The 24,859-nt window shown below is 64.9% G+C and carries 23 protein-coding genes and 1 other RNA gene; 13 read left to right on the top strand and 11 right to left on the bottom strand.

Translation table 11 applies throughout. From position 1 onward, the window contains the following. Window positions 1-2: 2 nt before the first annotated feature. The 5 genes from ACNJX9_RS05735 to tkt all read right to left on the bottom strand — a co-directional run bounded on the left by ACNJX9_RS05735 (window position 3) and on the right by tkt (window position 6,854). Complete coding sequence (locus ACNJX9_RS05735; RefSeq protein ID WP_439408099.1) at window positions 3-1,055, bottom strand: class I fructose-bisphosphate aldolase; 1,053 nt, start codon at window positions 1,053-1,055, stop codon at window positions 3-5. Between the two features lie 184 nt (window positions 1,056-1,239). Further along, window positions 1,240-2,307 carry a class II fructose-bisphosphate aldolase gene (gene fba / locus ACNJX9_RS05740; RefSeq protein ID WP_057759308.1) on the bottom strand — a complete coding sequence of 356 codons (1,068 nt, stop codon included), beginning with the start codon at window positions 2,305-2,307 and terminating at the stop codon, window positions 1,240-1,242. Between the two features lie 66 nt (window positions 2,308-2,373). Next, window positions 2,374-3,570: a phosphoglycerate kinase gene (locus tag ACNJX9_RS05745; RefSeq protein ID WP_439408100.1), complete on the bottom strand. Its 1,197-nt coding sequence runs from the start codon at window positions 3,568-3,570 to the stop codon at window positions 2,374-2,376. A gap of 118 nt (window positions 3,571-3,688) precedes the next feature. Continuing rightward, window positions 3,689-4,696: a type I glyceraldehyde-3-phosphate dehydrogenase gene (gene gap / locus ACNJX9_RS05750; protein ID WP_439408101.1), complete on the bottom strand. Its 1,008-nt coding sequence runs from the start codon at window positions 4,694-4,696 to the stop codon at window positions 3,689-3,691. A gap of 172 nt (window positions 4,697-4,868) precedes the next feature. Next, window positions 4,869-6,854 carry a transketolase gene (gene tkt, locus ACNJX9_RS05755; RefSeq protein ID WP_057759302.1) on the bottom strand — a complete coding sequence of 662 codons (1,986 nt, stop codon included), beginning with the start codon at window positions 6,852-6,854 and terminating at the stop codon, window positions 4,869-4,871. A 384-nt stretch (window positions 6,855-7,238) separates the two neighbouring features. On the opposite strand from tkt, the gene ACNJX9_RS05760 reads away from it, so the two are divergent. The 5 genes from ACNJX9_RS05760 (at window position 7,239) to ACNJX9_RS05780 (ending at window position 9,908) form a co-directional block, all read left to right on the top strand. Continuing rightward, complete coding sequence (locus ACNJX9_RS05760; RefSeq protein WP_409363888.1) at window positions 7,239-7,529, top strand: DUF4164 domain-containing protein; 291 nt, start codon at window positions 7,239-7,241, stop codon at window positions 7,527-7,529. After that, window positions 7,526-7,909, top strand: a complete 384-nt coding sequence (locus ACNJX9_RS05765) for a cell division protein ZapA (RefSeq protein WP_057759298.1) — start codon at window positions 7,526-7,528, stop codon at window positions 7,907-7,909. The genes ACNJX9_RS05760 and ACNJX9_RS05765 overlap by 4 nt, the downstream gene beginning before the upstream one ends. A 205-nt stretch (window positions 7,910-8,114) precedes the next feature. After that, a non-coding RNA gene (ssrS, locus tag ACNJX9_RS05770) (6S RNA) lies at window positions 8,115-8,275 on the top strand. A gap of 234 nt (window positions 8,276-8,509) precedes the next feature. Next, the gene (locus ACNJX9_RS05775) at window positions 8,510-9,106 is read left to right on the top strand and encodes a 5-formyltetrahydrofolate cyclo-ligase (RefSeq protein ID WP_057759296.1); all 597 of its coding nucleotides are present in this window, start codon (window positions 8,510-8,512) and stop codon (window positions 9,104-9,106) included. After that, window positions 9,084-9,908 carry a TIGR00282 family metallophosphoesterase gene (locus ACNJX9_RS05780; RefSeq protein WP_057759294.1) on the top strand — a complete coding sequence of 275 codons (825 nt, stop codon included), beginning with the start codon at window positions 9,084-9,086 and terminating at the stop codon, window positions 9,906-9,908. The genes ACNJX9_RS05775 and ACNJX9_RS05780 overlap by 23 nt, the downstream gene beginning before the upstream one ends. A gap of 362 nt (window positions 9,909-10,270) precedes the next feature. On the opposite strand, the gene ACNJX9_RS05785 is transcribed toward ACNJX9_RS05780, so the two are convergent. From ACNJX9_RS05785 to ACNJX9_RS05800, 4 genes are all read right to left on the bottom strand, one after another. Next, window positions 10,271-11,614, bottom strand: coding sequence for a c-type cytochrome (locus ACNJX9_RS05785; protein WP_439408103.1), 1,344 nt, complete (start codon window positions 11,612-11,614; stop codon window positions 10,271-10,273). Beyond that, window positions 11,611-13,776 (bottom strand): molybdopterin cofactor-binding domain-containing protein, encoded by a 2,166-nt coding sequence (locus ACNJX9_RS05790; protein WP_439408104.1) that lies wholly within the window; start codon window positions 13,774-13,776, stop codon window positions 11,611-11,613. Before ACNJX9_RS05790 ends, ACNJX9_RS05785 begins: the two co-directional genes overlap by 4 nt. An 8-nt stretch (window positions 13,777-13,784) precedes the next feature. Continuing rightward, entirely contained in the window at window positions 13,785-14,249 is a 465-nt protein-coding gene (locus tag ACNJX9_RS05795; protein ID WP_205668307.1) for a (2Fe-2S)-binding protein, read from the bottom strand. A gap of 470 nt (window positions 14,250-14,719) precedes the next feature. Continuing rightward, a complete protein-coding gene (locus tag ACNJX9_RS05800; RefSeq protein ID WP_439408106.1) occupies window positions 14,720-16,468 on the bottom strand; it encodes a methyl-accepting chemotaxis protein in 1,749 nt (582 codons plus the stop codon). 208 nt (window positions 16,469-16,676) lie between these two features. Between ACNJX9_RS05800 and ACNJX9_RS05805 the strand changes: the two genes are divergently transcribed. From ACNJX9_RS05805 to ACNJX9_RS05835, 7 genes are all read left to right on the top strand, one after another. Then, window positions 16,677-17,423 carry a YebC/PmpR family DNA-binding transcriptional regulator gene (locus ACNJX9_RS05805; RefSeq protein ID WP_057759280.1) on the top strand — a complete coding sequence of 249 codons (747 nt, stop codon included), beginning with the start codon at window positions 16,677-16,679 and terminating at the stop codon, window positions 17,421-17,423. 71 nt (window positions 17,424-17,494) lie between these two features. Then, window positions 17,495-18,022: a crossover junction endodeoxyribonuclease RuvC gene (gene ruvC / locus ACNJX9_RS05810; protein ID WP_220002060.1), complete on the top strand. Its 528-nt coding sequence runs from the start codon at window positions 17,495-17,497 to the stop codon at window positions 18,020-18,022. Next, the gene (gene ruvA, locus ACNJX9_RS05815) at window positions 18,019-18,636 is read left to right on the top strand and encodes a Holliday junction branch migration protein RuvA (RefSeq protein ID WP_057759278.1); all 618 of its coding nucleotides are present in this window, start codon (window positions 18,019-18,021) and stop codon (window positions 18,634-18,636) included. The genes ruvC and ruvA overlap by 4 nt, the downstream gene beginning before the upstream one ends. A gap of 125 nt (window positions 18,637-18,761) precedes the next feature. Further along, the gene (gene ruvB / locus ACNJX9_RS05820; RefSeq protein WP_057759275.1) at window positions 18,762-19,820 is read left to right on the top strand and encodes a Holliday junction branch migration DNA helicase RuvB; all 1,059 of its coding nucleotides are present in this window, start codon (window positions 18,762-18,764) and stop codon (window positions 19,818-19,820) included. Window positions 19,821-19,947: 127 nt separating this feature from the next. Continuing rightward, window positions 19,948-20,871 (top strand): metallophosphoesterase, encoded by a 924-nt coding sequence (locus ACNJX9_RS05825; protein ID WP_439408108.1) that lies wholly within the window; start codon window positions 19,948-19,950, stop codon window positions 20,869-20,871. 69 nt (window positions 20,872-20,940) lie between these two features. Then, window positions 20,941-21,390: a tol-pal system-associated acyl-CoA thioesterase gene (gene ybgC / locus ACNJX9_RS05830; protein WP_194466161.1), complete on the top strand. Its 450-nt coding sequence runs from the start codon at window positions 20,941-20,943 to the stop codon at window positions 21,388-21,390. A 77-nt stretch (window positions 21,391-21,467) separates the two neighbouring features. Then, complete coding sequence (locus ACNJX9_RS05835) at window positions 21,468-21,935, top strand: nuclear transport factor 2 family protein (protein ID WP_220002057.1); 468 nt, start codon at window positions 21,468-21,470, stop codon at window positions 21,933-21,935. A gap of 101 nt (window positions 21,936-22,036) precedes the next feature. Here ACNJX9_RS05835 and ACNJX9_RS05840 read toward each other — a convergent pair whose 3' ends face one another. Together ACNJX9_RS05840 and ACNJX9_RS05845 are read right to left on the bottom strand one after the other, a co-directional pair. Then, complete coding sequence (locus ACNJX9_RS05840) at window positions 22,037-22,756, bottom strand: type 1 glutamine amidotransferase (RefSeq protein WP_439408109.1); 720 nt, start codon at window positions 22,754-22,756, stop codon at window positions 22,037-22,039. 24 nt (window positions 22,757-22,780) lie between these two features. After that, window positions 22,781-23,707, bottom strand: a complete 927-nt coding sequence (locus tag ACNJX9_RS05845) for a LysR family transcriptional regulator (RefSeq protein ID WP_057759269.1) — start codon at window positions 23,705-23,707, stop codon at window positions 22,781-22,783. Between the two features lie 150 nt (window positions 23,708-23,857). Between ACNJX9_RS05845 and ACNJX9_RS05850 the strand changes: the two genes are divergently transcribed. Next, window positions 23,858-24,814 carry an N-carbamoyl-D-amino-acid hydrolase gene (locus tag ACNJX9_RS05850; RefSeq protein WP_439408110.1) on the top strand — a complete coding sequence of 319 codons (957 nt, stop codon included), beginning with the start codon at window positions 23,858-23,860 and terminating at the stop codon, window positions 24,812-24,814. Window positions 24,815-24,859: the final 45 nt, after the last annotated feature.

The following is a 24,859-nucleotide window of genomic DNA, read 5'->3' on the forward strand; positions in this document are numbered from 1 at the left end:
GTCTAGGCTGCCTTCTTTTCCAGGCTGCTTTGCCATTCGCCCTTGGAGGCGAGGCCGTTCATGCGGGCACGATGACTGAATGCGTTCTGTCCGGCCGTAACATTCTCGGGCCTTCCCGACCAGGCCTTCTGCGGCGCGGCCTGCAGCGCGCGGCCGTAGGAGAAGGTCAGGCCCCAGGGCAACGGACACGGCAGCGGGCAGAGCTTGTGCATGGCGTTGAGATGCGCGGTCGCCTCCTCGTCGGACTGGCCGCCGGAGAGGAAGGCGATGCCGGGCACCGCCGCGGGCACGCAGGCCTTGAGCAGCCGGATCGTCTTCTCCGCGACCTCCTCGACGGAAGCCTGCTTCGGGCACTTCTTTCCGGGCACCACCATATTGGGCTTCAGCACCATGCCTTCGAGCGCGACGCGCTGCACCCGCAATTCCTGGAACGTCTTGTTGAGCACGCGGCTCGTGACCTCATAGCAGCGGTCGATGTCGTGATCGCCGTCCATCAGCACCTCCGGCTCGACGATCGGCACGATCTGCGCGGCCTGGCACAGCGCGGCGTAGCGCGCCAGTGCATGCGCATTGACGCTGATCGCGGTCATCGAGGGAATGCCCCGGCCGTCAGTGCCGCTGCCGATATCGATCACCGCGCGCCATTTGGCGAAGCGCGCCCCGCGCTCGTAATATCTCTTCAGCCGCTCGGCGAGCTTGTCGAGCCCGACGGTGACAAGCTCGCCCGGGCACATCGGTAAGGCTTGCGTGCCCTCGTCGACCTTGATGCCGGGAATGGCGCCGCTTTGTTCGATCAGCTTGATCAGCGGCGTGCCGTCCGCAGCATCCTGCCAGATCGTCTCGTCATAGAGGATCACGCCGGAGATGTACTGGCTCATGGCCTCCTTGGCGCGGAACAGCATTTCGCGATAGTCGCGGCGGTTCGTTTCGGTCGATTCCACGCCGATCGCGTCGAACCGCTTCTTGATGGTGCCGGAGGATTCGTCGGCGGCAAGGATGCCCTTGCCCGGTGCGACCATGGCGGTCGCGATCCTGTTGAGCTCAGTCAGATTCATCGAGAGGTCCTCCCAAAACGATTCTGCCCTTGCCCGTGAAAATAGACCGTTCTCGGGCAATTGCCGAGACAACGTTGGTCGCAGGGGAGGGGACATCGGTCATTCCGGGTTCGCCGCTTTGCGGCGCCCCGGAATGACGGGAGAAGGTGCCTGCGGAGGGGTCTTACGCCACCCGCGCGATCGCTTACGCGACCTTGGGATCCAGCTCGCCCTTGGCGTAGCGCCTGGCCATCTCGGCGGTGGTCAGCACCTTCTTGATCTTCGCGGCCTGGCCTGCGGTGTTGAACTCCTGCAGCCGCTGCTTGCACAGCTTGGTCATGGCTTCCATCGCCGGCTTCAAATATTTGCGCGGATCGAACTCTTCCGGATTGTCCTTCAGCACCTTCCGGATCTGGCCGGTCATGGCCATGCGGTTGTCGGTGTCGATGTTGATCTTGCGCACGCCGTTCTTGATGCCGCGCTGGATCTCGGCAACCGGCACGCCCCAGGTCGGCTTCATCTTGCCGCCATAGGCGTTGATGATGTCCTGCAGGTCCTGCGGCACCGAGGAGGAGCCGTGCATGACCAGATGCGTGTTCGGCAGCTTGCGGTGGATCTCCTCGATCACGTTCATGGCGAGGATGTCGCCGTCAGGCTTGCGGGTGAATTTGTAGGCGCCGTGCGAAGTCCCCATCGCGATCGCGAGCGCGTCGACCTTGGTCTCCTGCACGAATTTCACGGCCTCGTCCGGATTGGTCAGCAGCTGATCATGCGACAGCTTGCCCTCGGCGCCGTGGCCGTCCTCCTTGTCGCCCATGCCGGTTTCGAGCGAGCCGAGCACGCCGAGTTCGCCCTCGACCGAGATGCCGCCGAGATGGGCCATGTCGGTCACGGTCTTGGTGACGCCGACATTGTAGGCCCAGTCGCCGGGGGTCTTGCCGTCGGCCTTGAGCGAGCCGTCCATCATGACGGAGGTGAAGCCGGCCTGGATCGCGGTCATGCAGGTCGCGGGCTCGTTGCCGTGGTCGAGATGCACGCACACCGGAATGTGCGGATAGATCTCGGTCACCGCGTCCATCATGTGCTTGAGCATGACGTCGTTGGCGTAGGAGCGCGCGCCGCGCGAGGCCTGGATGATGACGGGCGCGTCGACCTGGTTGGCCGCGTCCATGATCGCCAGCGCCTGCTCCATATTGTTGATGTTGAAGGCCGGTACGCCGTAATCGTTCTCAGCCGCATGGTCGAGCAATTGACGCAACGTGATCCGAGCCATCTGTCTATTTCTCCCGTTTGGGCCTGCAAGCTGACTTGAAAGGCCTATTGATTACTTGCTGCCAAGTTACTTGGTGCGAAGCACTTCGACGCCGGGCAGCGGCTTGCCTTCCATCCATTCAAGAAATGCGCCGCCGGCGGCCGAGACATAGGTGAATTGACCTGCCACATGGGCCTGGTTGAGGGCCGCGACGGTGTCGCCGCCGCCGGCGATCGAGATCAGCTTCTTGGCCTTGGTGCGCTCGGCCGCGTGCTTGGCGGCCGCGACCGTGCCGCGGTCGAACGGCTGCATCTCGAACGCCCCGAGCGGCCCGTTCCACACCAGCGTGGCGGCATCGTCGATCGCGGCCTGGACGCGCACGATCGATTGCGGGCCGACGTCGAGGATCATGCCGTCGGCCGGAATCGCATCGAGCCCATAGGCATGCGAGGGCGCATTCGCCGCGAAATGGTAGGCGACGGTGGCGTCGACCGGCAGGATGATGGCGCAATTGGCGGCTTCCGCCTTCTCCATGATCCGCAGCGCCGTGGGCGCAAGCTCCTTCTCGGCCAGAGACTTGCCGATCGCGACGCCCTGGGCATGCAGGAAGGTGTTGGCCATGCCGCCGCCGATCACCAGCGCATCGACCTTGGTCACGAGGTTTTCCAGGAGGTCGATCTTGGTCGAGACCTTGGCGCCGCCGATGATGGCGATGACCGGCTTGGTCGGCGAGCCCAGCGCCTTCTCCAGCGCGTCGAGCTCGGCCTGCATGGTGCGGCCGGCATAGGCCGGCAGCTTGTGGCCGAGACCTTCGGTCGAGGCATGAGCGCGGTGCGCCGCCGAGAACGCGTCGTTGACCCAGATGTCGCCGAGCTTTGCCAGCTCCGCGACGAAGGCCGGATCGTTCTTTTCTTCCTCTTTGTGGAAGCGGGTGTTTTCCAGACACAGGATGTCGCCATCCTTCAACGCCGCAACGGCCTTGGCCGCAGGCTCGCCGATGCAGTCGTCAGCGAAGGCGACGGGCCTCTTCAGGACGTTCGCCAGCGCTTCCGCGACGGGCCTCAGCGACTCCTTGGGGTCGCGTCCCTTCGGCCGGCCGAAATGCGCGAGCAGGATCACCTTGCCGCCCTTGTCCGCGATTTCATTGATGGTCGGCGCGACGCGCTCGAGCCGGGTCGCGTCGGTGACGCGGCCATTGTCCATGGGCACGTTGAGATCGACGCGCAGCAGCACGCGCTTGCCCTTCACGTCGACGTCGTCGAGGGTGCGGAATTTGTTGGTCATTGGATGGCCTCAACCACTTGGGCTGTCATTCCGGGGCGGTGCGCCAGCACCGAAGCCGGAAACTCGAGATTCCGGGTCTGGTCGTTCGGACCATCCCGGAATGACGAAATCTGCGAGGTCAGATCACCTTGCTCATCGCAACGGCGGTATCCGCCATGCGGTTCGAGAAGCCCCACTCGTTGTCGTACCAGCTCATCACGCGCACCAGCGTGCCGTTCTGCACCTTGGTCTGGTCCTCATGGAAGGTCGAGGAGTGCGGGTCGTGGTTGAAGTCGATCGAGACGTTCGGCGCATTGGTGTAGCCGAGCACGCCCTTGAGCTGCTGCTCGCTGGCGCGCTTCATCGCCGCGTTGATTTCCTTGGCGTCGGTTGAGCGCTTGGCGACGATCTTGAGGTCGACGACCGAGACGTTCGGGGTCGGCACGCGGATCGCGACGCCGTCGAGCTTGCCCTTCAACTCGGGCAGCACCAGGCCGATGGCCTTGGCGGCGCCGGTCGAGGTCGGGATCATCGACATCGCCGCCGCGCGGCCGCGATAGAGATCCTTGTGCAGCGTGTCCAGCGTCGGCTGGTCGCCGGTATAGGCGTGGATCGTGGTCATGAAGCCGGTCTCGATGCCGACGAGGTCGTTCAGCACCTTGGCGATCGGCGCGAGGCAGTTGGTGGTGCAGGAACCGTTGGAGACGACCAGGTGATCCCTCGTCAGCGTCTCGTGGTTGACGCCGAAGACGATGGTGGCGTCGGCGCCGTCGGCGGGCGCGGAGACCAGCACGCGCTTGGCGCCGGCGGTCAGATGCGCGGAGGCCTTGTCCTTCGAGGTGAAGATGCCGGTGCATTCCAGCGCAATGTCGACGCCGAGATCCTTCCAGGGCAGTTTTGAGGGATCGCGTTCGGCAGTGACCTTGATCTTGCCGTTACCAAGGCTGATCGAGTCACCCTCGACGGTCACGGTGCCGGGGAAGCGGCCATGGACGCTGTCATAGCGGAGGAGATGGGCATTGGTCTCGACCGGGCCGAGATCGTTGATGCCGACGACCTCGATGTCCTTGCGGCCGGACTCGGCGATGGCCCGCAGGACGTTGCGGCCGATGCGACCAAAACCGTTAATTCCAACGCGGACTGCCATGTTTCGTCTCCTTATGACCGTTCAGTGACGGCTGTTCAATGACCCCATCATCCCGCACAGCGCGCGCTTTGCGCGCCTGCGAGGGTTTTTTAGAGGCGGACGCCCGGTTCGGCCGGGCGGTGCTTGATCATATGGGACCTTACGTAGTCCTTTTTTTTGGCAAGCTCAACTCTCAGGAAACGCGCTTCAGCACAGCGTTAACCGTGGCCTCGGCGGTAATGCCGAAATGCTTGAAAAGCTCCTTCGCCGGACCGCTTTCGCCGAAGGAATGCATGCCCACGAATTCGCCATCCTGGCCGATCACGGCATCCCAGCCCCAGCGCACCGCAGCCTCGATCGCGACCTTCACCGGCGCGTTGCCGATGATCGCCGCGCGCTTGGCTTCTGGTTGCGCTAACAACAGCTCGAGCGAGGGCACCGAAACCACCCGTGACGCGATGCCGCGCTCGGCGAGCTGCTTCTGGGCGGCCACCGCGATCTCGACCTCGGAGCCGGACGCGAACAGAGACACCTTGGCTTCGCCCTGTGCCGGAACCAGTTCGTAGGCGCCCGCCGCGCAAGGGTTGTCGTTCGGCGCGGTGGTGCGGAGCTGCGGCAGGTTCTGGCGGGTCAACGCCAGCACGGTCGGGCCGTCCACGCGGTTCAGCGCAAGCTCCCAGCACTCGGCGACTTCCATGGCATCGCAGGGACGGAACACGCGCATGTTGGGAATGGCTCTGAGCGCTGAGAGATGCTCGACCGGCTGATGGGTCGGGCCGTCCTCGCCGAGGCCGATGGAATCGTGCGTCATCACGTAGACGACGCCGGCGCCCATCAATGCGGCGAGACGCATGGCAGGCCGCGCATAGTCGGTGAACACCAGGAAGGTTGCACCGTTCGGCGCGAAGCCGCCATGCAGGAAGATGCCGTTCATCGCAGCCGCCATGCCGTGCTCGCGGATGCCGTAATGGATGAAGCGGCCCTTCGGCGTCTTGGCCGAGAACGCGGTCGCCGACTTCGCCTTGTTGTTGTTGGAGCCGGTGAGGTCGGCGGAGCCTGCGAGGAATTCCATCGGCATCGCGCCGGCGATCACTTCGATGACCGCTTCGGACGATTTGCGGGTGGCCGCGACAAGCGGCTTTTCCAGCAGTTCCTTCTTGTAGGCGCGCATGGCTTTGGCGAGCGAAGCCGGGCGCTCATGGCGCAGGCGGCGTTCGAACTCGGCGCGCTTGCGGCTGCCGAGCTCACCGAGCCGAGCCTCCCATTCCTGACGCGCCGCGGCGCCGCGGCTGCCGGCTGCGCGCCAGGCTTTCAGCACGTCATCGGGCACCGAGAACGGTTCGAGCGAGATGCCGAGATTTTCCTTGGCGGCCTTCAGCTCGTCGGCGCCGAGTGCTTCGCCATGCGCCTTGGCGGTGCCGGCCTTGTGCGGTGCGCCGAAGCCGATGGTGGTGCGGCAGGCGATCAGCGTCGGCTTGTTGGATTTTTGTGCGCGGGTGATCGCAGCCGCGATCGCAGCCTGGTCGTGGCCGTCGATCTTCTCGGCGGCCCAGCCCGCCGACTTGAAGCGCTTCACCTGGTCGACCGAATCGGAGATCGAGGTAGGGCCGTCGATCGAGATGCCGTTGTCGTCGTAGAGCACGATCAGCTTGCCGAGCTTCCAGTGGCCGGCCATCGCGATTGCTTCCTGCGACACGCCCTCCATCAGGTCGCCGTCGGAGGCGAGCACATAGGTATGGTGGTCGACGATCTTCTTGCCGAACTCGGCGGCGAGCATCTTCTCGGCCAGCGCCATGCCGACCGCGGTCGAGATGCCCTGGCCGAGCGGGCCGGTGGTGGTCTCGATGCCCTTGGTGCGGAAGTTCTCCGGGTGCCCCGGCGTCAGCGAATCGACCTGGCGAAACTGCTTGATCTGGTCCAGCGTCATTTCGGAATTGCCGGTCAAGTACAGCAGCGAGTAGAGCAGCATCGAGCCGTGGCCGGCCGAGAGCACGAAGCGGTCGCGATCCGGCCAGGCCGGCGCCGCGGCATCGAATTTCAGGAATTGCGTGAACAGCACCGTGGCGATGTCGGCAGCGCCCATCGGCAGGCCGGGATGGCCCGATTTCGCTTTCTCGACAGCGTCCATCGAGAGGCCGCGGATCGCGTTGGCCATGCGGTTGTGGTCGACCTGCGTCATGTCTGAAATCCGTCTGAAATGAAGCGCTTGGCGGCGATTCGCCCGCGCGGAAAGGAGCCTTTCGGCCACTGAAGGTCGGGCTGGGATAGCACCTCGGTTCCGGGAGTCCAAGGCAATCAAACGCGCCACGGCGCGAAAAGCTGCTTACGGCATGATCCGGAAAAGTGGAGGCCGGTTTTCCGGCCAGATCATGCCCGCAAGAACGGTGCATAGTTTCGCGGCGGCGTTGCGCTTGGCTAGCTTGCCACGTAAATTTCTGCTTCTAACCGCTTGCCGAACCGAGTCTTTTGCCGGGCGGCAAGCCCGTAAGATGAAGGCCACGGGCAAAGCCCACAGGGTTCCGCCGCTGACTGCATGAACGATCGCGTATCCAAAAGCTCTGCCATGACGGAATCGTCCGCCGTCGAGATCGAGATCGCGACCCGCAGACTCACGGCGGCGCTCGACGCGCTCGAAAGCGCGGTCGAGCGAAGGCGTGATGCCGATCGCGACGAGAACGAGCTTGCGACGCGGATCCAGGCGCTGGGCGCCGACCGCTCACGCCTTGCCGACGAGCTCGACGGCGCGCTGGTGAAGGCGCGCAAGCTTGAACGCGTCAATCGCGAGATCTCCGACCGGCTGGATTCCGCGATCGTCACGATACGCTCGGTGCTCGATACCGGAGAGGACGGATGAGCCACATCAACGTCACCATCAACGCAAGGCAATACCGCATGGCCTGCGAGGAGGGCCAGGAGGTGCGGCTGCTCAAGCTCGCCGAGAGCCTGGAGACGCGGATCCAGTCGTTGCGCGGAAAGTTCGGCGAGATCGGCGATGCGCGCCTCACCGTGATGGCAGCCCTGACCGTCTGCGACGAGCTGATCGACGCCGGCAACCGCATCCGCACCATGGAGCAGGAGCTGGTCGAGCTCCGGGATTTCCGCAACGCCGCCGTCGAGCGCGCCCGCATGACCCAGACCGCCGTGGTCAACGCCCTGAACGCCGCCGCCGAGCGCATCGAAAAGTCGACCCAGGTGCTGAACCGCACCGTCGGCAACGGGATTGCGATTGGGTGATCTTCTCCCTCCCCGTCATTCCGGGGCGCGCCCCTTGGCGCGAGCCCGGAATCCATTCATCCACAGCGCCTGCGGCCCGATAGCTTCCGGGCTCGCGCTGCGCGCGCCCCGGAATGACAGTGGAGAGCGCACTTTTCGGCTTGGCACACAGCCCGGCGCTCCCGCCGGGCTGGCGATTCGTCAGTATCGTTGTTACATTGCTCCAGCGAGGCTGCGACGTGCGTCAGGAGCCATATATCCCCGGGGCCTTATCGATCCTTTAGGGAACTGTCCCTGGCCGGGCCCGTGGGCCCGGACATATGGTGCCCACCTACTTTCGTAGGGAACTCCGGGATCGAGTGCTTCAACGGCGTCCGCGGCTTCGCACTTGATATCTGCTTGGTTTGTACCTGTTGAATCGACTGCGGCCAGTTCAACCGGTGTCATTCCCCGCGACCCGGCTACGCCAAGGCTTCGCCGAGGTTCAGTCCAGGCGCGCCGAAGCTTTAGCGTAGGCGGCAAGCGGGGAATCCAGTACGCCGCGGCCTTTGTGTGAATCACGACCGCCTCTGGAATACTGGATCACCCGCATTCGCGGGTGATGACCGCGAGCAAGCACACATGACGAACACAAAATCCGAACTCCGCGCCAAGGCCCTCGCGGCGCGCGATGCGCTCAGCGAGAAGAAGCGCATCACCGCCGCCGCAAAGCTCGCCAGGCGCGGGCTGCCGTTCAAGCTGCTGCCGGGCAGCATCGTCTCCGGCTATTCGCCGATCCGCAGCGAGATCGATCCGCTGCCGCTGATGAAGAAGCTCGCCGAGGACGGCGCCAGGCTGGCGCTGCCTTGCGTCACCGCGCGCGGCCAGTCGCTGATCTTCCGCATCTTCCATCCGAGCGACCGCCTGATGCTCGGCCCGCTCGGCATTCCCGAGCCGTCGCCCGCGGCCGCCGAGGTCATTCCCGATATCATGCTGACGCCGCTCGCGGCGTTCGACCGCCTCGGCCATCGCATCGGCTATGGCGCGGGGCATTACGATTTCACCTTCGCGCATTTGCGCAAAGCGAAGCACATCGTCGGCATCGGGCTCGCTTTCGCTGCGCAGGAGATCAAGGCGGTTCCGGCACTATCCCACGACGTGGCGCTGGATTATGTGCTAACGGAAAGCGACGTGTTCGATTTCCGGAGTTCTGAAGTTGCGCATTCTCTTCGTGGGTGATGTCGTCGGCCGCAGCGGGCGTAGCGCCGTCGCCGAATATCTGCCCGGCATGGTCAAGGACTGGTCGCTCGATTTCGTCGTGGTCAACGGCGAGAATTCGGCCGGCGGCTTCGGCATCACGGAAGCGATCTATCAGGAGTTTCTAGACGCCGGTGCCGACGCGGTGACCCTGGGCAATCACTCCTGGGACCAGCGCGAAGCGCTTGTCTTCATCGAGCGCGCCGAGCGTCTGGTGCGGCCCGCGAACTATCCGCGCGGCACGCCCGGCCGCGGCGCCGCTTTGGTCGAGACCAAGAACGGCAAGCATGCCCTCGTCGTCAACGCTTTGGGCCGCGTCTTCATGACCCCGTTCGACGATCCCTTTGCCGCGCTCGAGCGCGAGCTGGGCGCCTGTCCGCTCGGCGTCGCCGCGGATGCCATCGTCGTCGACTTCCATTGCGAGGCCTCCAGCGAGAAGCAGGGCATCGGCTTCTTCTGCGACGGCCGCGCCAGCCTCGTCGTCGGCACCCACACGCATGTGCCGACTGCCGACCACCAGATCCTCTCGGGCGGCACCGCCTACATGACCGACGCCGGCATGACCGGCGACTACGATTCCATCATCGGCATGCAGAAGGAAGAGCCGCTGCGCCGGTTCACGTCGGGGATTCCGTCGGGCCGGTTCGAGCCGGCCGCGGGCGTGGCGACGCTCAGCGGTGTGGCCGTGGAGACGGATGACGCGACAGGGCTCGCGCTACGCATCGCACCGGTGCGCGTCGGTGGAAGGCTGGAGCCGGCAACACCGAAATTCTGGTTGAGCTGAAGAACGAAGCTACACTCTCCGAAATCGTAGGGTGGGCAAAGGCGCACTTGCGCCGTGCCCACGATCTCTCTCCATGTTCGCAAAGCGCGTGGGCACGCTTCCGCCTTCGCTCTTCGAGCTACGGCGGACAAGTCGCTTTGCCCACCTTGAGCTAGCAGCGCGTCATACTCAGTGTCGTCCCGGCGAAGGCCGGGACCCATACGCCGCAGCAGCAGTTGTCGCGCGAGATTGCCATTGCTCGTCTTCGCAAGACTCTTGCTGCGGCGTATGGGTCCCGGATCTGCGCTGCGCTTGTCCGGGACGACAGCGGGGATTGATGCGCGATCATGCGTCAATCCCTTGCCGTAGGCAACGTGCGACACCTACTCCGCCGTTTGCCCCCTCAACTCCGCCACGTCCTTCGCCGTCAGATTCGAGCCCTTCGCCCCGAACCGCGCCGTGACGTAATTCGCCACCGCCGCGATCTCGTCGTCGCTATACGCCTTGCCGAACGCCGGCATCGACAGCGCGCCTTCAGGCGTGTGCCTGATGGTGCCGGAGATCACGATCTGCGCGACGTTGGTGGCGGCGGGATCGTTGACGGCCCAGGTGCCGGTCAGCGTTGCCATCGGCGATACCGGGCTCTCGCCGCTCCAGCCGTGACAGCTGGCGCAGGCGCTGGCGAACACTTTTTTGCCGCGCGCGTCGGCGCTCGCGCCTTCTTTGGGAGAGGCGGGAGCGACCGGAGCCGTCGTGGCCGGCAGATCAGGGGAGGAGACCGGCGGCACGCTGCGCAAATACGCAACGATGGCGCGGATGTCCTCCGGCGCGAACTGGCTAAAACTGTGGTCGACGGCTTCGCCCATCGGACCCGAGGCCGAGCCGTGGCCCGGCGCGTGGCCGAGCGACAGATACGAGATCAGATCCTGATCGCTCCAGTTGCCGAGACCCGTCGCCTTGTCCGAGGAGATATTGAAGGCGTGCCAGCCGGCGGTGATCGCGCCTGCAAACTTCTTGCGGTTGTCGAGTGCGAAGCCGAGATTGCGCGGGGTGTGGCACTCGCCGCAATGCGCCAGCGCTTCGGCCAGATACGCGCCTCTGTTCCACTCCGGGCTCTTCGAGGTATCAGGCGCAAAGCGCGTGTCGGGATTGAACACGGCCGACCAGAAGATCATCGCCCAGCGCTGGTTGAACGGGAACGACAGCGTGTTGTCGGGCGCCCTGGCGTGCACCGCCGGCAGGCTGAACAGATAGGCCTTCACCGCCAGCACGTCCTCGTCGCTCATGTAGGTGTAGGACGTGTAGGGCATTGCCGGATAAAGCCGTGCACCGTCATGGCGCTTGCCGCGCTGGACCGCGTTGAGAAAATCCTGGTCGCTGTAATTGCCGATGCCGGTGTCCTTGTCCGGCGTGATGTTGGTGGAATAGAGCGTGCCGAAGGGCAGCTTGAACGCCAGCCCGCCGGCATAGTCCTTCTCGCCGGGCTTGGTGTGGCAGACCATGCAGTCGGCTGCCTTCGCCAGATATTCGCCGCGCTCGACCAGGCTCGCTTTCTCCAACTTGGCGGGCGCACCGGTCGGCTTGCCGGCGCGGTCATCCGCCAGCGCCACCTTGGTGCCGCCGGCAAAATCGAGCGGCCCCGGTCCTCGGATGATGAAGACGCCTGCTACCACCGCAGCGATGGCGATCACGACGATGCCAGCGAGGATACGCATTGTCCTGTTCATGCCTTCCTCCCCGCAGCCAGCAGTTTCCGGTCAACGGGTAAGCGCCGCAGCGCCACGCCGGTTGCGGCAAGAATCGCGTTGCGCAGCGCCGGCGGTCCGGCGTTGACGCCGGCCTCGCCGATGCCGCCGGGTGCTTCGCCGCTCTTGACGACGGTCACCTCAACCTTCGGCGTCTCGTTGATGCGCATCATGCGGTAGTCGTGGAAGTTCGACTGCTGCACACGGCCCTTGTCGATGGTGATCTCGCCATAGAGCGCGGCGGTGAGGCCGAAGATCAGGCCGCCCTCGATCTGCGCCTTCACCGTGTCAGGGTTGACCGCAATGCCGGTGTCCACGACCGAGGTGACGCGGCGGAGCACGATCTCGCCGATGTCGTCGATCTCCGCTTCCACCACGGTCGCGATGAAGCTGGCGAAGGATGGCTGCACGCAGACGCCGCGGCCGACGCGGGCCGGCAAGGGCTGGCCCCAGCCTGATTTCTCCGCGACCTGATTGAGCACCGCGAGCATGCGCGGGTTCTTGGTCAGCATGGATTTCCGGAATTCGATCGGGTCCTTGCCGGCCTTGCGCGCCAGCTCGTCCATGGCGCATTCGACCGCGAACACGTTGTTGTTCGGGCCGACGCCGCGCCAGAAGCCTGTGGGTATCGACAGCGGTTCGGCCCGGACATATTCGACGTGGAAATTGGCGAAATCGTAGGGCGCATCGACCGCGGCATCGATGGCGTCGATGTCGATGCCCTGCTGGAACGCCGGCGGCAGCCACCGCGCCAGGATCGCGGATCCCGCGACCTTGTACTTCCAGCCTGCGACCTTGCCGTCGACCAGCGAGGCCGTGATCTGGTCGCGATAAACCGGACGGTAGACATCGTGCTGGATGTCTTCCTCGCGCGTCCAGATCACCTTGACGGGATAGTCGACCTGCTTTGCGATTTTCACCGCCGCAACCACCATGTCGGGCTCGAGCTTGCGGCCGAAGCCGCCGCCGAGCAGGTGCTGATTGACGATCACCTTGTCGACGGGAAGACCGGCGGCCTTCGCCGCCTCCGACTGCACCCGCGTCATGATCTGCGTGCCGGTCCAGATCTCACAGGCATCTGGCCTGACATGGACGGTGGCGTTGATCGGCTCCATCGAGGCGTGCGCCAGGAACGGCAGTTCGTACGCCGCCTCGAACCTGTCGCCAGCGGCGAGCGCGTTGGCGATATCACCGGTCGACTTGGCGACCGCGCCGTCCTTCTCGCTGGCCTTGCGCAAATCGTCCCAGATGTCCTTGGTGGAGATTTTTGCGTTCGGCCCCTCGTTCCATTCGATCTTGAGCGCCTCGAGACCTTTCTTCGCCGCCCACATGTGATCGCCGATCACGGCAACGGCGTCGTCGAGCACGACGACCTTGCGCACGCCGGCGACTTTCATCGCCGCGCTGTCGTCGACCTTGGCGACCTTGCCGCCGAACACAGGGCAATTGGCGATCGCGGCGATCTTCATGTCGGGCAGGATCGCGTCAATGCCGTAGAGCGCCTTGCCGTTGACCTTGTCCGGCGTGTCGAGCCGCTTCAGCGGCTGGCCGATCAGAACGAAATCCTTGGGGTCCTTGACTGCGACGTCCTTGGGCGGCGTCTGGCTCTGCGCGGCAAGCGCCAGCACGCCATAGCCCAGCTTGCGGCCGCTTTCCGCATGGGTCACCTCGCCCTTCGAAGCCGTGCAGCTTGCCGGCTCGACGCCCCACTGGCTGGCGGCCGCCTGGACCAGCATCGCGCGCGCGGTCGCGCCGGCCTTGCGCAGCGGCAGCCACCAGGCGCGGATCGAATTGGAATTGCCGGTGACCTGCAAGCCGAAGGTCGGGTTGCCGTAAAGCTTGTCGTCGGGCGGGGCGTGCTGCACCTCGACCTTGCTCCAGTCGGCGTCGAGCTCTTCGGCGATCACTGCCGAGATCGAGGTATACGTGCCCTGACCCATCTCGACCTGGGGCATCATCAGCACGGTGCGGCCGGTCTCGTCGATGCGGATGAAGGCGTTCGGCGCGAACTTGCCGTCGGTCGCGTCCTTCTGCACCGGCTCGTTCGGGGCGGCGCGCAGCGGTAGATGGAAGGCGAGCAGGAAACCGCCGGCGAGGCCGCCGGTCAGCAGCGCGCGGCGGGAGAGATTGTCGGGTGCATTCATGGCGGACCTCACGCCTGTTTGCCGGTGGCGGCGAGCTTGATGGCCTCGCGGATGCGCACATAGGTGCCGCAGCGGCAGATGTTGCCGGCCATCGCTGCATCGATGTCGGCATCGTCAGGATTGGGCGTTGTCGCCAGCAGCGCCGCGGCCGACATGATCTGGCCGGACTGGCAGTAGCCGCACTGGATCACTTCGGCCTCCAGCCAGGCCTTCTGCACCTTCGCGCCCGCGGGCGTCGTGCCGACATGCTCGATGGTGGTGATGGCGCGGCTTCCGACCGCGCTGACCGGGAGCACGCAGGAGCGCACCGCCTTGCCATCGACATGCACCGTGCAGGCGCCGCATTGCGCGATGCCGCAGCCGAACTTGGTGCCGGTCATCCCCAGGATGTCGCGCAGCACCCACAGCAGCGGCATGTCAGGTGGTGCATCGAACGATTTCGTTTCGCCGTTGATGGTGAGAACTGTTGCCATATGCATCCCCTTGCTCGCACCGGATCGCTTGCGGCGACCTGCTCGGCGAAATTTCGCGCGACGATAATCATACCGATGCGCAACGATGAAGCTTTCAAATTCGCAGCAATGCATATCTGCGCCGGCGAAGCGTCACGCCATGACGTTCACGAATTTGTGCGGCGATTGCTGCAAAGCTTTTGGGCTAATTGATATGATAATCGTCATGTTTTGACGCATTTTCGTCATGACGCCGCCGATCGGAGCAAGACAATCGTGCGAACACGCAAAATCATGCGATGACGAAATTCGTGCGATTGGGAAAGTTGGGAGGCTGCGAGAGGCGCACGGTCTGTTGCTGTGCCCACACCCCAGGTGTTTTGCCCGACGAGTCAACAGCCCTTAGACGCCTGGCGCGTGATGTGGCGCCAAGCCATTGATTCCTCACGCCCCGGCTACTGTGCATGGGGTTGTTTTCGATATTTTGCTCGCTACAGCTTGTAAGCCGTGCGAAAGCCACCCCAGTGCCGGCCCTGCACGCGGATCGGGACGTCGATCTCGCGCATCATCACCGTGTTGCCGTTGCCCATGTCGCGCGCATAGCTCTGGATCAGATAGGAGCGCTGGTTGTGCGCGGCCGCCAGCCCCGCTGCATCGTTGAAGATGCGCCGGTTGCGGCAATTGGCCGTGTTCCAGGCGACATCGCCCGGCCGCTGCGGATGTGAATAGATCTTGTTGTGAACAGGCAGGAAGCCGTTGCGGTCGACCATGGCGCAGAACGCCATGCGCGGCTCCCTGGCGAGAAAGGCCTCCTGGAACGGCGGCAGCGCGCGGTCGGCCCAGTCGAGATATTTCGTGCGGTATTGCTGCGGATTGGTGCCCGCGATCTCCGCGTAGTCGGTGTCGAAGAGGTCGTCCATCTTGACCTCGCCGCGCGCGACGGCCTGCTCGAAGATTTTTGTCAGCGCGTTGCCGGCCTCCATCGCGCGGGTGACGAACTCGGTGTTTTCCTCGTGGATCGACCAGAGCTTGTCTTCGATCTTTTCGCGCAGCTCGGCATTGGGGCTGACGAATTGCGTGCGCGCGCCGGCCTTGGATTGCTCGATCACCCGCAGGCGGCAGGCGCCGATATCTTCGAGGCTGCCGTCGATGATCGCCTGGGCTGCGAGCCTGGATGCTTCCGTGCCGCCGATCAAGACGCCGTCCATCGCGATCTCATAGACCGGCAGCGCGCCGCGCGCGCTGTCGAATTTGAGATGGCAGGGCAGGCGCTCGGTCTTGCGGCGGTCGTCGTGCTCGCTCTGCTTGAGCAGCACCGCGCAGCGCGATTTCAGCTTCTGCGCGAAGGTCGTCACGGCCTTGCCGGCGCTGGCGACGTTCTTGCCGTGAGTCTCGGCCGCCTTGGTCGCGGCGTCGATCTCGGCCGCGCTCTCGCCGACGGCGATGATGAATTGCGAGGCGCTGCTGGCGTTGCCTGACACCTCGCTGGTGGTGGCATTCTGCTCGGCCACCGCGCCGTTGACGGTGTCGAACACCGGGCGGATCGCCTCGATCGCCTGCGAGATCCGGTGCACCGCGTCGACGGAGCCGGCGGCGTCGCGCTGCAGCGCGTCGATCTTCTTGGAGATCTCCTCCGTCGCGCTCTGGGTCTGCACCGCGAGCGCCTTCACCTCGGTCGCGACGACGGCAAAGCCCTTGCCGGCAGCGCCGGCGCGCGCGGCTTCGATGGTGGAGTTGAGCGCGAGCAGTGTGGTCTGCCGCGCGATCTGGGCGATCAGGTTGACGACGTTGCCGATCGCCGCAGAGGATTCGCGCAGGCGGTCGACATTTTCGCGCGCTTCCTGCGCCGCGGCGCTGGCCTGATCGGCGAGCTTGCCGGCCTCGCGGACCTGCGTGCCGATGCCTCGTGCGGATTGGGTGAACTTGTCGGCGGCATCTGCAAAGCTCGCGGCGTTGGACTGCGCGGCATTGGTCCGCCCGGTCAGCGCGTCGGTACGCCTACGGATATCGGCGAGCGTCGCCGCGGTCGCATCGGCGCCGCCTGCCACCGAATTGGCGGCGCGCTCGAGCTGCCGGATCATGGCGCCGAGCTCGAGTTCCAGCAGTTCCAGGATCTCGCGGGCCGAATCGGCTTCCGTGGCCGGAGCCGGCGCGGTCTGGGCGGCCGGCACCGCGGTCTGCGGGCTTGCCGCTGGCGCCACCATGTCGGGCAGGCGCTTCCGGAAAAATGCGAACGCCATTGGGACTACTCTTGTCGGAAGATGGCCGAACGCTATTTTTGCAGGCCGGGATGAAATCAGGGTTAACGGTGCCTGAGTTTTGGGCACTGGCCTCTACGATCTTACCTTAAAGTATGAGAGGCTCTTTCATTCCGGGGGGTTGGCGGCCTATAAGGCCGCGCATCCCCAGGCTCACCTTTGACGCACGATTCCCTAGAGAAGATCACGCATGGCCGGACATTCCCAATTCAAGAACATCATGCACCGCAAGGGGCGGCAGGATGCCCAGAAGTCGAAGCTGTTCGGCAAGCTGGCGCGGGAAATCACCGTCGCAGCCAAGCTCGGCACGCCCGACCCCGCCATGAACCCCCGCCTGCGCGCCGCCGTGATTGCCGCGCGGCAGGAGAACATGCCGAAGGACAATATCGAGCGCGCCATCAAGAAGGCGCTCGGCAGCGATGGCGAGAATTATGACGAGATCCGCTACGAGGGCTACGGCCCGGGCGGCGTCGCCGTCATCGTCGAGGCCCTGACCGACAACCGCAACCGCGCCGCCTCCGACATCCGCTCCTTCTTCACCAAATCCGGCGGCAATCTCGGCGAAACCGGTTCGGTCTCCTTCATGTTCGACCGCACCGGCATCATCGAATATGACCGCAGCGTTGCCGATGACGACGCAGTGCTGGATGCCGCGATCGAGGCCGGCGCCGACGACGTGGTCTCGGGCGAGGGCGGCCACGAAATCTACGCTTCAACGGAAAGCTATCGCGACGTCGCCAAGGCACTGGAAGCCAGGTTCGGCGAGCCGCGCAAGGCCGCGCTGATCTGGAAGCCGCAGAACACGGTCGCGGTCGACGACGAGACCGGCGAGAAGCTGCTCAAGCTGATGGACCTGCTCAACGAGCATGACGACGTCCAGAACGTCTACGCCAATTTCGAGGTATCGGACGCCCTGATGGCGAAGATGGGCGGCTGAGGGTCCCTTTCTCCGGGGACTTCTGTTCTGTTTCTGTTTCGCTATCATGGGCCAACCGCTATCACTGGCCCATGACCGCGCTCCCGATTCGCCAACCCGTTCGCATCATCGGCATCGACCCCGGCCTGCGCCGCACCGGCTGGGGCGTGATCGAGGCTGAGGGCAACCGACTGATCTATGTCGCCTGCGGTTCGGTGGAACCGCCCGACGATCTGCCGCTGTCGAACCGGCTACTGGCGATCCACGAGGGGCTCGCGGCCATTCTCTCCAGCCATCAGCCGATGGAAGCAGCCGTCGAGCAGACCTTTGTGAACAAGGACGGCGTCGCGACGCTGAAACTCGGCCAGGCCCGGGGCGTCGCCATGCTGGCGCCCGCAATGTTCGGCATCTCCGTCGCCGAATACGCGCCGAACCAGGTCAAGAAGACCGTGGTTGGTGCCGGCCACGCCGACAAGCAGCAAATCGCGATGATGCTGAAAATCCTGCTCCCCAAGGCCGAGCCGCCGTCAGCGGATGCCGCCGATGCGCTCGCCATCGCCATCACCCACGCCCATCACCGCCAGAGCACGGCGCTCCGGCTGAAGGTGGCGGGATTATGATCGGTAAGCTCAAGGGCCTGATCGATTCCTATGGCGAGGATTTTGTGATCCTCGACGTCGGCGGCGTCGGTTATCAGGTGCATTGCTCGTCTCGCACCTTGCAACACCTGCCATCGCCAGGCGAAGCGGCCGTCTTGTCGATCGAGACCTACGTTCGCGAGGACCAGATCAAACTGTTCGGCTTCCGCACCGACCAGGAGCGCGAATGGTTTCGGCTGCTGCAGACCGTGCAGGGCGTCGGCGCCAAGGTCGCGCTCGCGGTGCTCGGCACGCTGGTGCCGGCCGATCTCGCCAACGCAATTGCTCTGCGCGACAAGGCCGCGGTGGCGCGTACGCCGGGCGTCGGGCCGAAGGTCGCCGAGCGCATCGTCACCGAGCTGAGGGACAAGGCGCCGGCTTTCGCCAGTGTCGATCCCGCCGTCGTGCATCTTGCCGGGGCCATGGACGACCAGCGTGCACCGCGCCCCGTTGCCGATGCGATCTCCGCGTTGGTCAATCTCGGTTATGGCCAGCCGCAGGCGGCTGCGGCGATCGCCTCGGCCTCGCGCAGCGCAGGTGAGAACGCCGAAACGGCACAGCTCATTCGCCTCGGACTGAAGGAGCTCTCGAAGTGAGGGCTGCAAGGCTCAATCTCGTAGGGTGGGCAAAGCGGAGCGTGCCCACCAGCTTCGGATTGATCGGAGACATGGTGGGCACGGCGCGAAGGGCGCCTTTGCCCACCCTACGAGGAGTTCGCTGAGTGAGCGATCCCAAAGCCAACCGCATGGTCTCGCCAGAGCGCCGCAGCGACGATGTCGGCGACACCGCGCTGCGTCCGCAATCGCTGTCCGACTTCGTCGGCCAGCAGCAGGCGCGCAAGAATCTCTCGATCTTCATCGAGGCGGCGCGCAAGCGCGGCGAGGCGCTGGATCACGTGCTGTTCGTCGGCCCGCCCGGCCTCGGCAAGACCACGCTGGCGCAGATCGTGGCGAAGGAACTCGGCGTCGGCTTTCGTGCGACGTCGGGCCCCGTGATTGCCAAGGCCGGCGATCTCGCCGCGCTGCTGACCAATCTCGAAGAGCGCGACGTGCTGTTCATCGACGAGATTCATCGTCTCAATCCGGCGGTGGAGGAGGTGCTCTATCCCGCGATGGAGGATTTTCAGCTCGACCTCATCATCGGCGAGGGGCCGGCGGCGCGCTCGGTGAAGATCGAGCTATCGAAGTTCACTCTCGTCGGCGCCACCACGCGCGCGGGCCTGCTCACGAATCCTTTGCGTGACCGCTTCGGTATTCCGGTCAGGCTCAACTTTTATACGATCGAGGAGCTGGAGAGCATCGTCACCCGCGGTGCGCGCGTGCTCAATGTCGGCATGAGCGCTGACGGCGCCAACGAGATTGCGCGCCGCGCCCGCGGCACGCCGCGTATCGCAGGCCGCCTGTTGCGTCGCGTGCGTGATTTTGCCTCAGCCGCCGATGCCGACAAGATCGACCGCAAGATCGCCGACCATGCATTGAGCGCGCTCGAGGTCGATGCCGCCGGCCTCGATGCCATGGACCGCCGCTACCTCACGACCATCGCGACGAACTACGGTGGCGGCCCGGTCGGCGTGGAGACGATGGCCGCGGCGCTGTCCGAGCCACGCGATGCGATCGAAGACATCATCGAGCCGTATCTGATCCAGTGCGGCTATCTGCAGCGCACCCCGCGCGGCCGCCTGCTCACCTCGCACGCCTTCCGCCATCTCGGGATCGCCGAGCCTTCGCGCGATGCGACCGCGCAGTTCGGCCTGTTCGGCACCGATGACAGCGACGAGTGATCTGCGGTAACGCGCATTGCTCCGGCATGAACTTCCGGTAATCATCTGTGCAGATGATCTGCACAAGCGCACCCCAATTCCGCTCCAATCGGGCTGCATTACGGAAGCGCATCACAAGCAGGCTTCCATGATCTCTCGGCGTCATCTCATCCGTTCTGTCGGCGGCCTTTCGGCGCTTGGCATCTCGACGGCCGCCTATGGCGTCGGCGTCGAGCCGGAGCTGCGGCCGCGCATCACGCGCTATCATCCGATGCCGCGACAATGGCCTGCGGACTTGCCGCTGAAGATCGCCGTAATCGCCGACATCCATGCCTGCGATCCCTGGATGTCGCTGGAGCGGATCGAGGCCATTGTCGACCAGACCAACGCGCTCAAGCCCGATCTGATCGCCCTGCTCGGCGACTATGTCGCCGGCCATCACCACGTCACCCGCGTTATCCCGGCCGCAGAGTGGGCGAGGGTGCTGGCTGGCCTGAAGGCGCCGCTCGGTGTTCATGCCGTCATGGGCAATCACGACTATTGGGACGACAAGGTCGTGCAGCTGGCCGGGCACGGGCCGACGGTCGCCCATCGTGCGCTGGAGACGGCTGGCATTCCCGTCTACGAGAACGACGTTGTGCGTCTGAGCAAGGATGGCCGCTCATTCTGGCTCGCGGGCCTCGGTGATCAGCTCGCTTATGTTGCTGGGCGGCGCTATGGTCACGCGAGGAGTTTCGGGGCCGACGATCTCGATGCGACGCTCGCGAAGACCACCGACGACGCGCCGATCATTCTTCTCGCGCATGAGCCCTATATCGCGACGCGCGTACCGGCGCGCGTTGCGCTGCAACTGTCCGGTCACACCCATGGCGGGCAAGTTCGCTTGCTCGGTTGGTCGCCGGCGCTTCCGCGGCAGCATGGCGTTCCGCTCGTCTATGGCCATCTCCGGCTGAAATGCGACGTCGTCATCTCCGGCGGCCTCGGTTGCAGCATCATCCCGGTCCGCGTCGGGGTGCCGCCGGAGATTGTCGAGGTGACGCTGGGGCGGCCGCCGGTGGCAATGGTGTCTTAGCAGTGCTTGCGCTGCCGGCCGTTTTTGCGCAAAAACGGACCTGCAGCGACAAGCGAAGAGGCTCGCGACGTGACAGCTCATCTCGACGGCGAGATCCGCGACGGCCGCCACCACATGCAGGTCCGCGTCTATTACGAGGACACGGATTTCTCCGGCATCGTCTACCACGCCAACTATCTGCGTTACATGGAGCGCGGGCGCACCAATCACCTGCGGTTGATGGGCGCCGAGCAGCAGGCGCTGTTCGATCAGCCTGAGACGGAAGGTGCGGGCTTCGCCTTCGTGGTGCGCTCGATGCATCTGGACTTCCTCAAGCCGGCGCGGATGGACGACGTGCTTGACGTTGTGACCTGGCCGGTCGCGGTGAAGGGGGCGTCCATCATGCTGGCGCAGGAGGTGCGGCGTGGTGAGGACGTGCTGGTCAAGGCCGAGGTGCGCGTCGCCTTCATCAGCGGCGGCCGCGCCCAGCCGATCCCGAAATCGATCCGTACGCTGATGAAGGCCGATCTGATTTCGTGATCGGTCGATAGGGGATCACCTCTCGACTCCGCCGCGTGTGGCGATAGATTGCGGCCTTGCAAACTGATGAGGCCCTCATGTCGCGCCCGCCGCTTCCGCCCTTCACCCGTGAGACCGCTGCGCAAAAGGCCCGCATGGCCGAGGACGCCTGGAATTCACGCGATCCGGTGCGCGTCTCGCTCGCTTATACCGAGGACAGCCGCTGGCGCAATCGCTCCGAAGTATTTCAAGGTCGAGAAGCCATCGTCGCCTTCCTCACCCGTAAATGGGAGAAGGAACAGGACTACCGCCTGATCAAGGATCTCTGGGCCTTCGATGGCAACCGCATCGCGGTGCGCTTCCAGTATGAATGGCACGACGCCGGTGGACAGTGGTATCGCTCCTACGGCAACGAGCAGTGGGAGTTCGACGAGCACGGTCTGATGCGGCGGCGCGAGGCCTCGATCAACGACATCATGATTGCGGAGAAGGATCGGCGGTTTCACTGGCCCGCGCCGGGACCGCGTCCGGCGGATGTGCCGGGACTGGGGACGGATCCGTTCTGAGTAACTCTCAATTCTCATGCGAAGCGCCGTCTCGAACCATGCAGGCCCGGCCGGTACAGCGGGGGCCTCGACCCTTCGAGACGCCCGCCTTTGGCAGGCCCTCAGGGTGAGGAGATGGATTTGCGCGCCAAAAAGCGCGTAATCGCTCCACCGAGCTTCGCGTTGTCCAACGGCTCCGCCAGTGACTGCCTCGCGGTCGCCACGACCTCATCCGGCGCCTTGCCGTCGCGCAGGTCGCAGCAGACTTGCGCGAAGTCGACGTCGAACTCAGGATGGGGCTGCACCGTCAGCGTCGCGCCGTTGGCGTAAAGCAAGCCGGCATGCGGGGTGAATTCCGACGAAAGGATGGTCAGCGCATCGTCGGGCGCTTCGATCACCTGGTCCTGATGCGAGCAGGCGATCGCGACCGCTTCGCCGCCAATGACGCCGTTCTCCGGCAGCACCTGATAGACGTGCCGGCCGATGCCCCAGCCCTTTTCGGACTTGCGCACGGTGCCGCCGAGCGCCTGCGCGATCAGCTGATGGCCGAAGCAGACGCCGACCATCGGCGTCTTGTTGGCGTAGGCACTGCGGACGAAATCTTCCAGCGGCGCGATCCAGTCGAGCCCGTCATAGACACCGGCGGCTGCCCCCGTGATCAGCACGGCCTCGAGCTTGCTCGGATCGGGCAGCGCATCGCCATTCGGAATGCTGACGACGTCGACTTCGGCGGTCGGATCCTCGGCGCGGACCATGCGCTCGAACATGTCCGGAAAGGAGCCATGCTGCTCGCGATATTTCGGCGGGACCTGCCCGGTCTCGATGATGGTGATGCGTGCCATATGCCCCTCAGGTCAAAGGTAAGCTCAGTCGCTTCCTGCCCCATCTTGCTGGTGTGGCGCTGTGCGCGCCAGCAGCGCGCTCTCCTTGCGGATTTCGCCGAGAAAGGCCTTTGCCAGTCGCGACAGCGGTTCGGCTTCCGACCAGAGCATGTAAGCGACCGCGCGGGTTGTCGGTGTGAACGGCCGTACGACGAGGCCGTGCCCGCCATTCTGGCGCGGTGAGAAGGGGTCGACCACGGCGGCACCGACGCCGGCGGCTGCGAGCACGCAGGCGGTGTTGCAATAGCGCACCTCGACCGTCGGCTGGAACGGCGCGCCGGCGCGAGCAAAACTGTCGCGCACGGCTTCGCCGAGTCGCGTGCCGCGCTCGAGCCCGATGAAGGGCAGGCCGGACAAGTCACACGCCGAAATCACGGCCTTGCTTGCGAGCGGATGCTGCGGGGGCACCACGCAAACCATTTCGCCGGTGTGCACCACCTCATGCGCGATACCCGGGTGATGCGTCAGCCCGAGCGCGAAGCCGAGCTCGGCGACATGGCTGAGCACGCCTTCGATGATGCCCTCATAACGCCGGACGTCGAAGAATACCCGCGTCTCCGGGCGGCGGCGCAGGAAGACGGACAGCGCTGTGGGAATGATGCTGTAGGCGAGCGGCGGCGTTGCCACGATGGCGAGATGCCCGGCGCGGTTCTCGCGCAGATCGCGCACGCGATTCTCGAGCTTGGCGTGAAGCGCGAAGATCGCCTCGCTCTCCTTGTAGAGCGCCATCGCCTCCGCCGTTGGAAACAGCCGGTTGTTGATGCGCTCGAACAGCGCAAAGCCCGCCTGGGCCTCCATCGTCTTCAGCGCGTTGCTGACCGCCGGCTGCGACAGCGCCAGCTCGTCGGCCGCCGCCACCGTGGTGCGATGGCGGATAACGGCATGCAGGATCTCGAGCTGGCGCAGGTTCATATCACTGGCTGTTATACTCTGGGCCAAAAGATCATAGCACGATGAATTGCTTTTGCAGCCTGGCTTGCGCCTAATACCTCGGATTTGCACGCTGGATCAAAGGGTTCACTAGCCCATTGAGGCAGCATTGCGCACAGATTGGAGGCAAACTTGGTTCGTGTCCTTCGCGCCGCCGCCGCCCAGATGGGGCCGACGCAGAAAGCCGATGCGCGTGAGCAGACGCTGTCGCGGATGCTGGCCATGCTGGAGGAAGCGGCGGGCCGCGGCGCCAGCCTCGTGGTGTTTCCCGAACTCGCCTTCACCACCTTCTTTCCGCGCTGGTTTTTGGAAGGCGACGCGCTTGACCAATATTTCGAGCGCGGCATGCCGAACCCGGCCGTGGCAAAACTGTTCGAGCGCGCGCGTGGGCTGCGCGTCGGCTTCTATGTCGGCTATGCCGAGTTGACGCCCGAAGGCCGCCGTTACAATTGCGCCATCTTGGTCGATCGCGACGGCGAGATCCTCGGCCGTTACCGCAAGGTGCATCTGCCGGGGTCGGTCGAGCCTCGCGAGGGTGCGCGCTACCAGCAGCTCGAGAAGCGCTATTTCGAATATGGCGATCTCGGCTTTCCGGCATTCCGCGCGGGATCTGCCTGGGCGCACGCGATCATGGGCATGATGATCTGCAACGACCGCCGCTGGCCGGAATCCTGGCGCGTGCTTGGCCTGCAGGGCGTCGAGCTGGTCTGTATCGGCTACAATTCGGCGGCCTATGATCCCAATGGCGGCAGCACCGAAGATGCCTCCTTGCGCACGTTCCATTCGACGCTGGTGACGCAAGCAAACGCCTATATGAACGCGACCTGGGCGATCTCGGTGGCCAAGGCGGGCGAGGAGGACGGCTCCGGCCTGATCGGCGGCTCCTGCATCGTCGATCCCAACGGCCGCATCGTCGCACAGGCGGCGACGTTGACCGACGAGGTGATCGTCGCCGACATCGATCTCGACCTCTGCCGCCAGGGCAAGGACAAGATGTTCAATTTCGCCGCCCACAGGCGGCCTGAGCAGTACAGGGTGATCACCGAGCGCGCCGGCGTCATCGAGCCGGCCGTGCTCGACGCGGACTGAGCAAAATGGCACAGCGCTGGCTTGGATCAGCAACGAAAAAGCGGG

The sequence above is a fragment of the Bradyrhizobium sp. BLXBL-03 genome (assembly GCF_051853015.1).
Taxonomy (GTDB): domain Bacteria; phylum Pseudomonadota; class Alphaproteobacteria; order Rhizobiales; family Xanthobacteraceae; genus Bradyrhizobium; species Bradyrhizobium manausense.

Bases quoted from the DNA above. Each gene is read 5' to 3' on its own strand.
- ACNJX9_RS05735 (WP_439408099.1), bottom strand. From the start codon at position 1,055: ATGAATCTGACTGAGCTCAACAGGATCGCGACCGCCATGGTCGCACCG.
- fba (WP_057759308.1), bottom strand. From the start codon at position 2,307: ATGGCTCGGATCACGTTGCGTCAATTGCTCGACCATGCGGCTGAGAAC.
- ACNJX9_RS05745 (WP_439408100.1), bottom strand. From the start codon at position 3,570: ATGACCAACAAATTCCGCACCCTCGACGACGTCGACGTGAAGGGCAAG.
- gap (WP_439408101.1), bottom strand. From the start codon at position 4,696: ATGGCAGTCCGCGTTGGAATTAACGGTTTTGGTCGCATCGGCCGCAAC.
- tkt (WP_057759302.1), bottom strand. From the start codon at position 6,854: ATGACGCAGGTCGACCACAACCGCATGGCCAACGCGATCCGCGGCCTC.
- ACNJX9_RS05760 (WP_409363888.1), top strand. From the start codon at position 7,239: ATGACGGAATCGTCCGCCGTCGAGATCGAGATCGCGACCCGCAGACTC.
- ACNJX9_RS05765 (WP_057759298.1), top strand. From the start codon at position 7,526: ATGAGCCACATCAACGTCACCATCAACGCAAGGCAATACCGCATGGCC.
- ACNJX9_RS05775 (WP_057759296.1), top strand. From the start codon at position 8,510: ATGACGAACACAAAATCCGAACTCCGCGCCAAGGCCCTCGCGGCGCGC.
- ACNJX9_RS05785 (WP_439408103.1), bottom strand. From the start codon at position 11,614: ATGAACAGGACAATGCGTATCCTCGCTGGCATCGTCGTGATCGCCATC.
- ACNJX9_RS05790 (WP_439408104.1), bottom strand. From the start codon at position 13,776: ATGAATGCACCCGACAATCTCTCCCGCCGCGCGCTGCTGACCGGCGGC.
- ACNJX9_RS05795 (WP_205668307.1), bottom strand. From the start codon at position 14,249: ATGGCAACAGTTCTCACCATCAACGGCGAAACGAAATCGTTCGATGCA.
- ACNJX9_RS05800 (WP_439408106.1), bottom strand. From the start codon at position 16,468: ATGGCGTTCGCATTTTTCCGGAAGCGCCTGCCCGACATGGTGGCGCCA.
- ACNJX9_RS05805 (WP_057759280.1), top strand. From the start codon at position 16,677: ATGGCCGGACATTCCCAATTCAAGAACATCATGCACCGCAAGGGGCGG.
- ruvC (WP_220002060.1), top strand. From the start codon at position 17,495: ATGACCGCGCTCCCGATTCGCCAACCCGTTCGCATCATCGGCATCGAC.
- ruvA (WP_057759278.1), top strand. From the start codon at position 18,019: ATGATCGGTAAGCTCAAGGGCCTGATCGATTCCTATGGCGAGGATTTT.
- ACNJX9_RS05825 (WP_439408108.1), top strand. From the start codon at position 19,948: ATGATCTCTCGGCGTCATCTCATCCGTTCTGTCGGCGGCCTTTCGGCG.
- ACNJX9_RS05835 (WP_220002057.1), top strand. From the start codon at position 21,468: ATGTCGCGCCCGCCGCTTCCGCCCTTCACCCGTGAGACCGCTGCGCAA.
- ACNJX9_RS05840 (WP_439408109.1), bottom strand. From the start codon at position 22,756: ATGGCACGCATCACCATCATCGAGACCGGGCAGGTCCCGCCGAAATAT.
- ACNJX9_RS05845 (WP_057759269.1), bottom strand. From the start codon at position 23,707: ATGAACCTGCGCCAGCTCGAGATCCTGCATGCCGTTATCCGCCATCGC.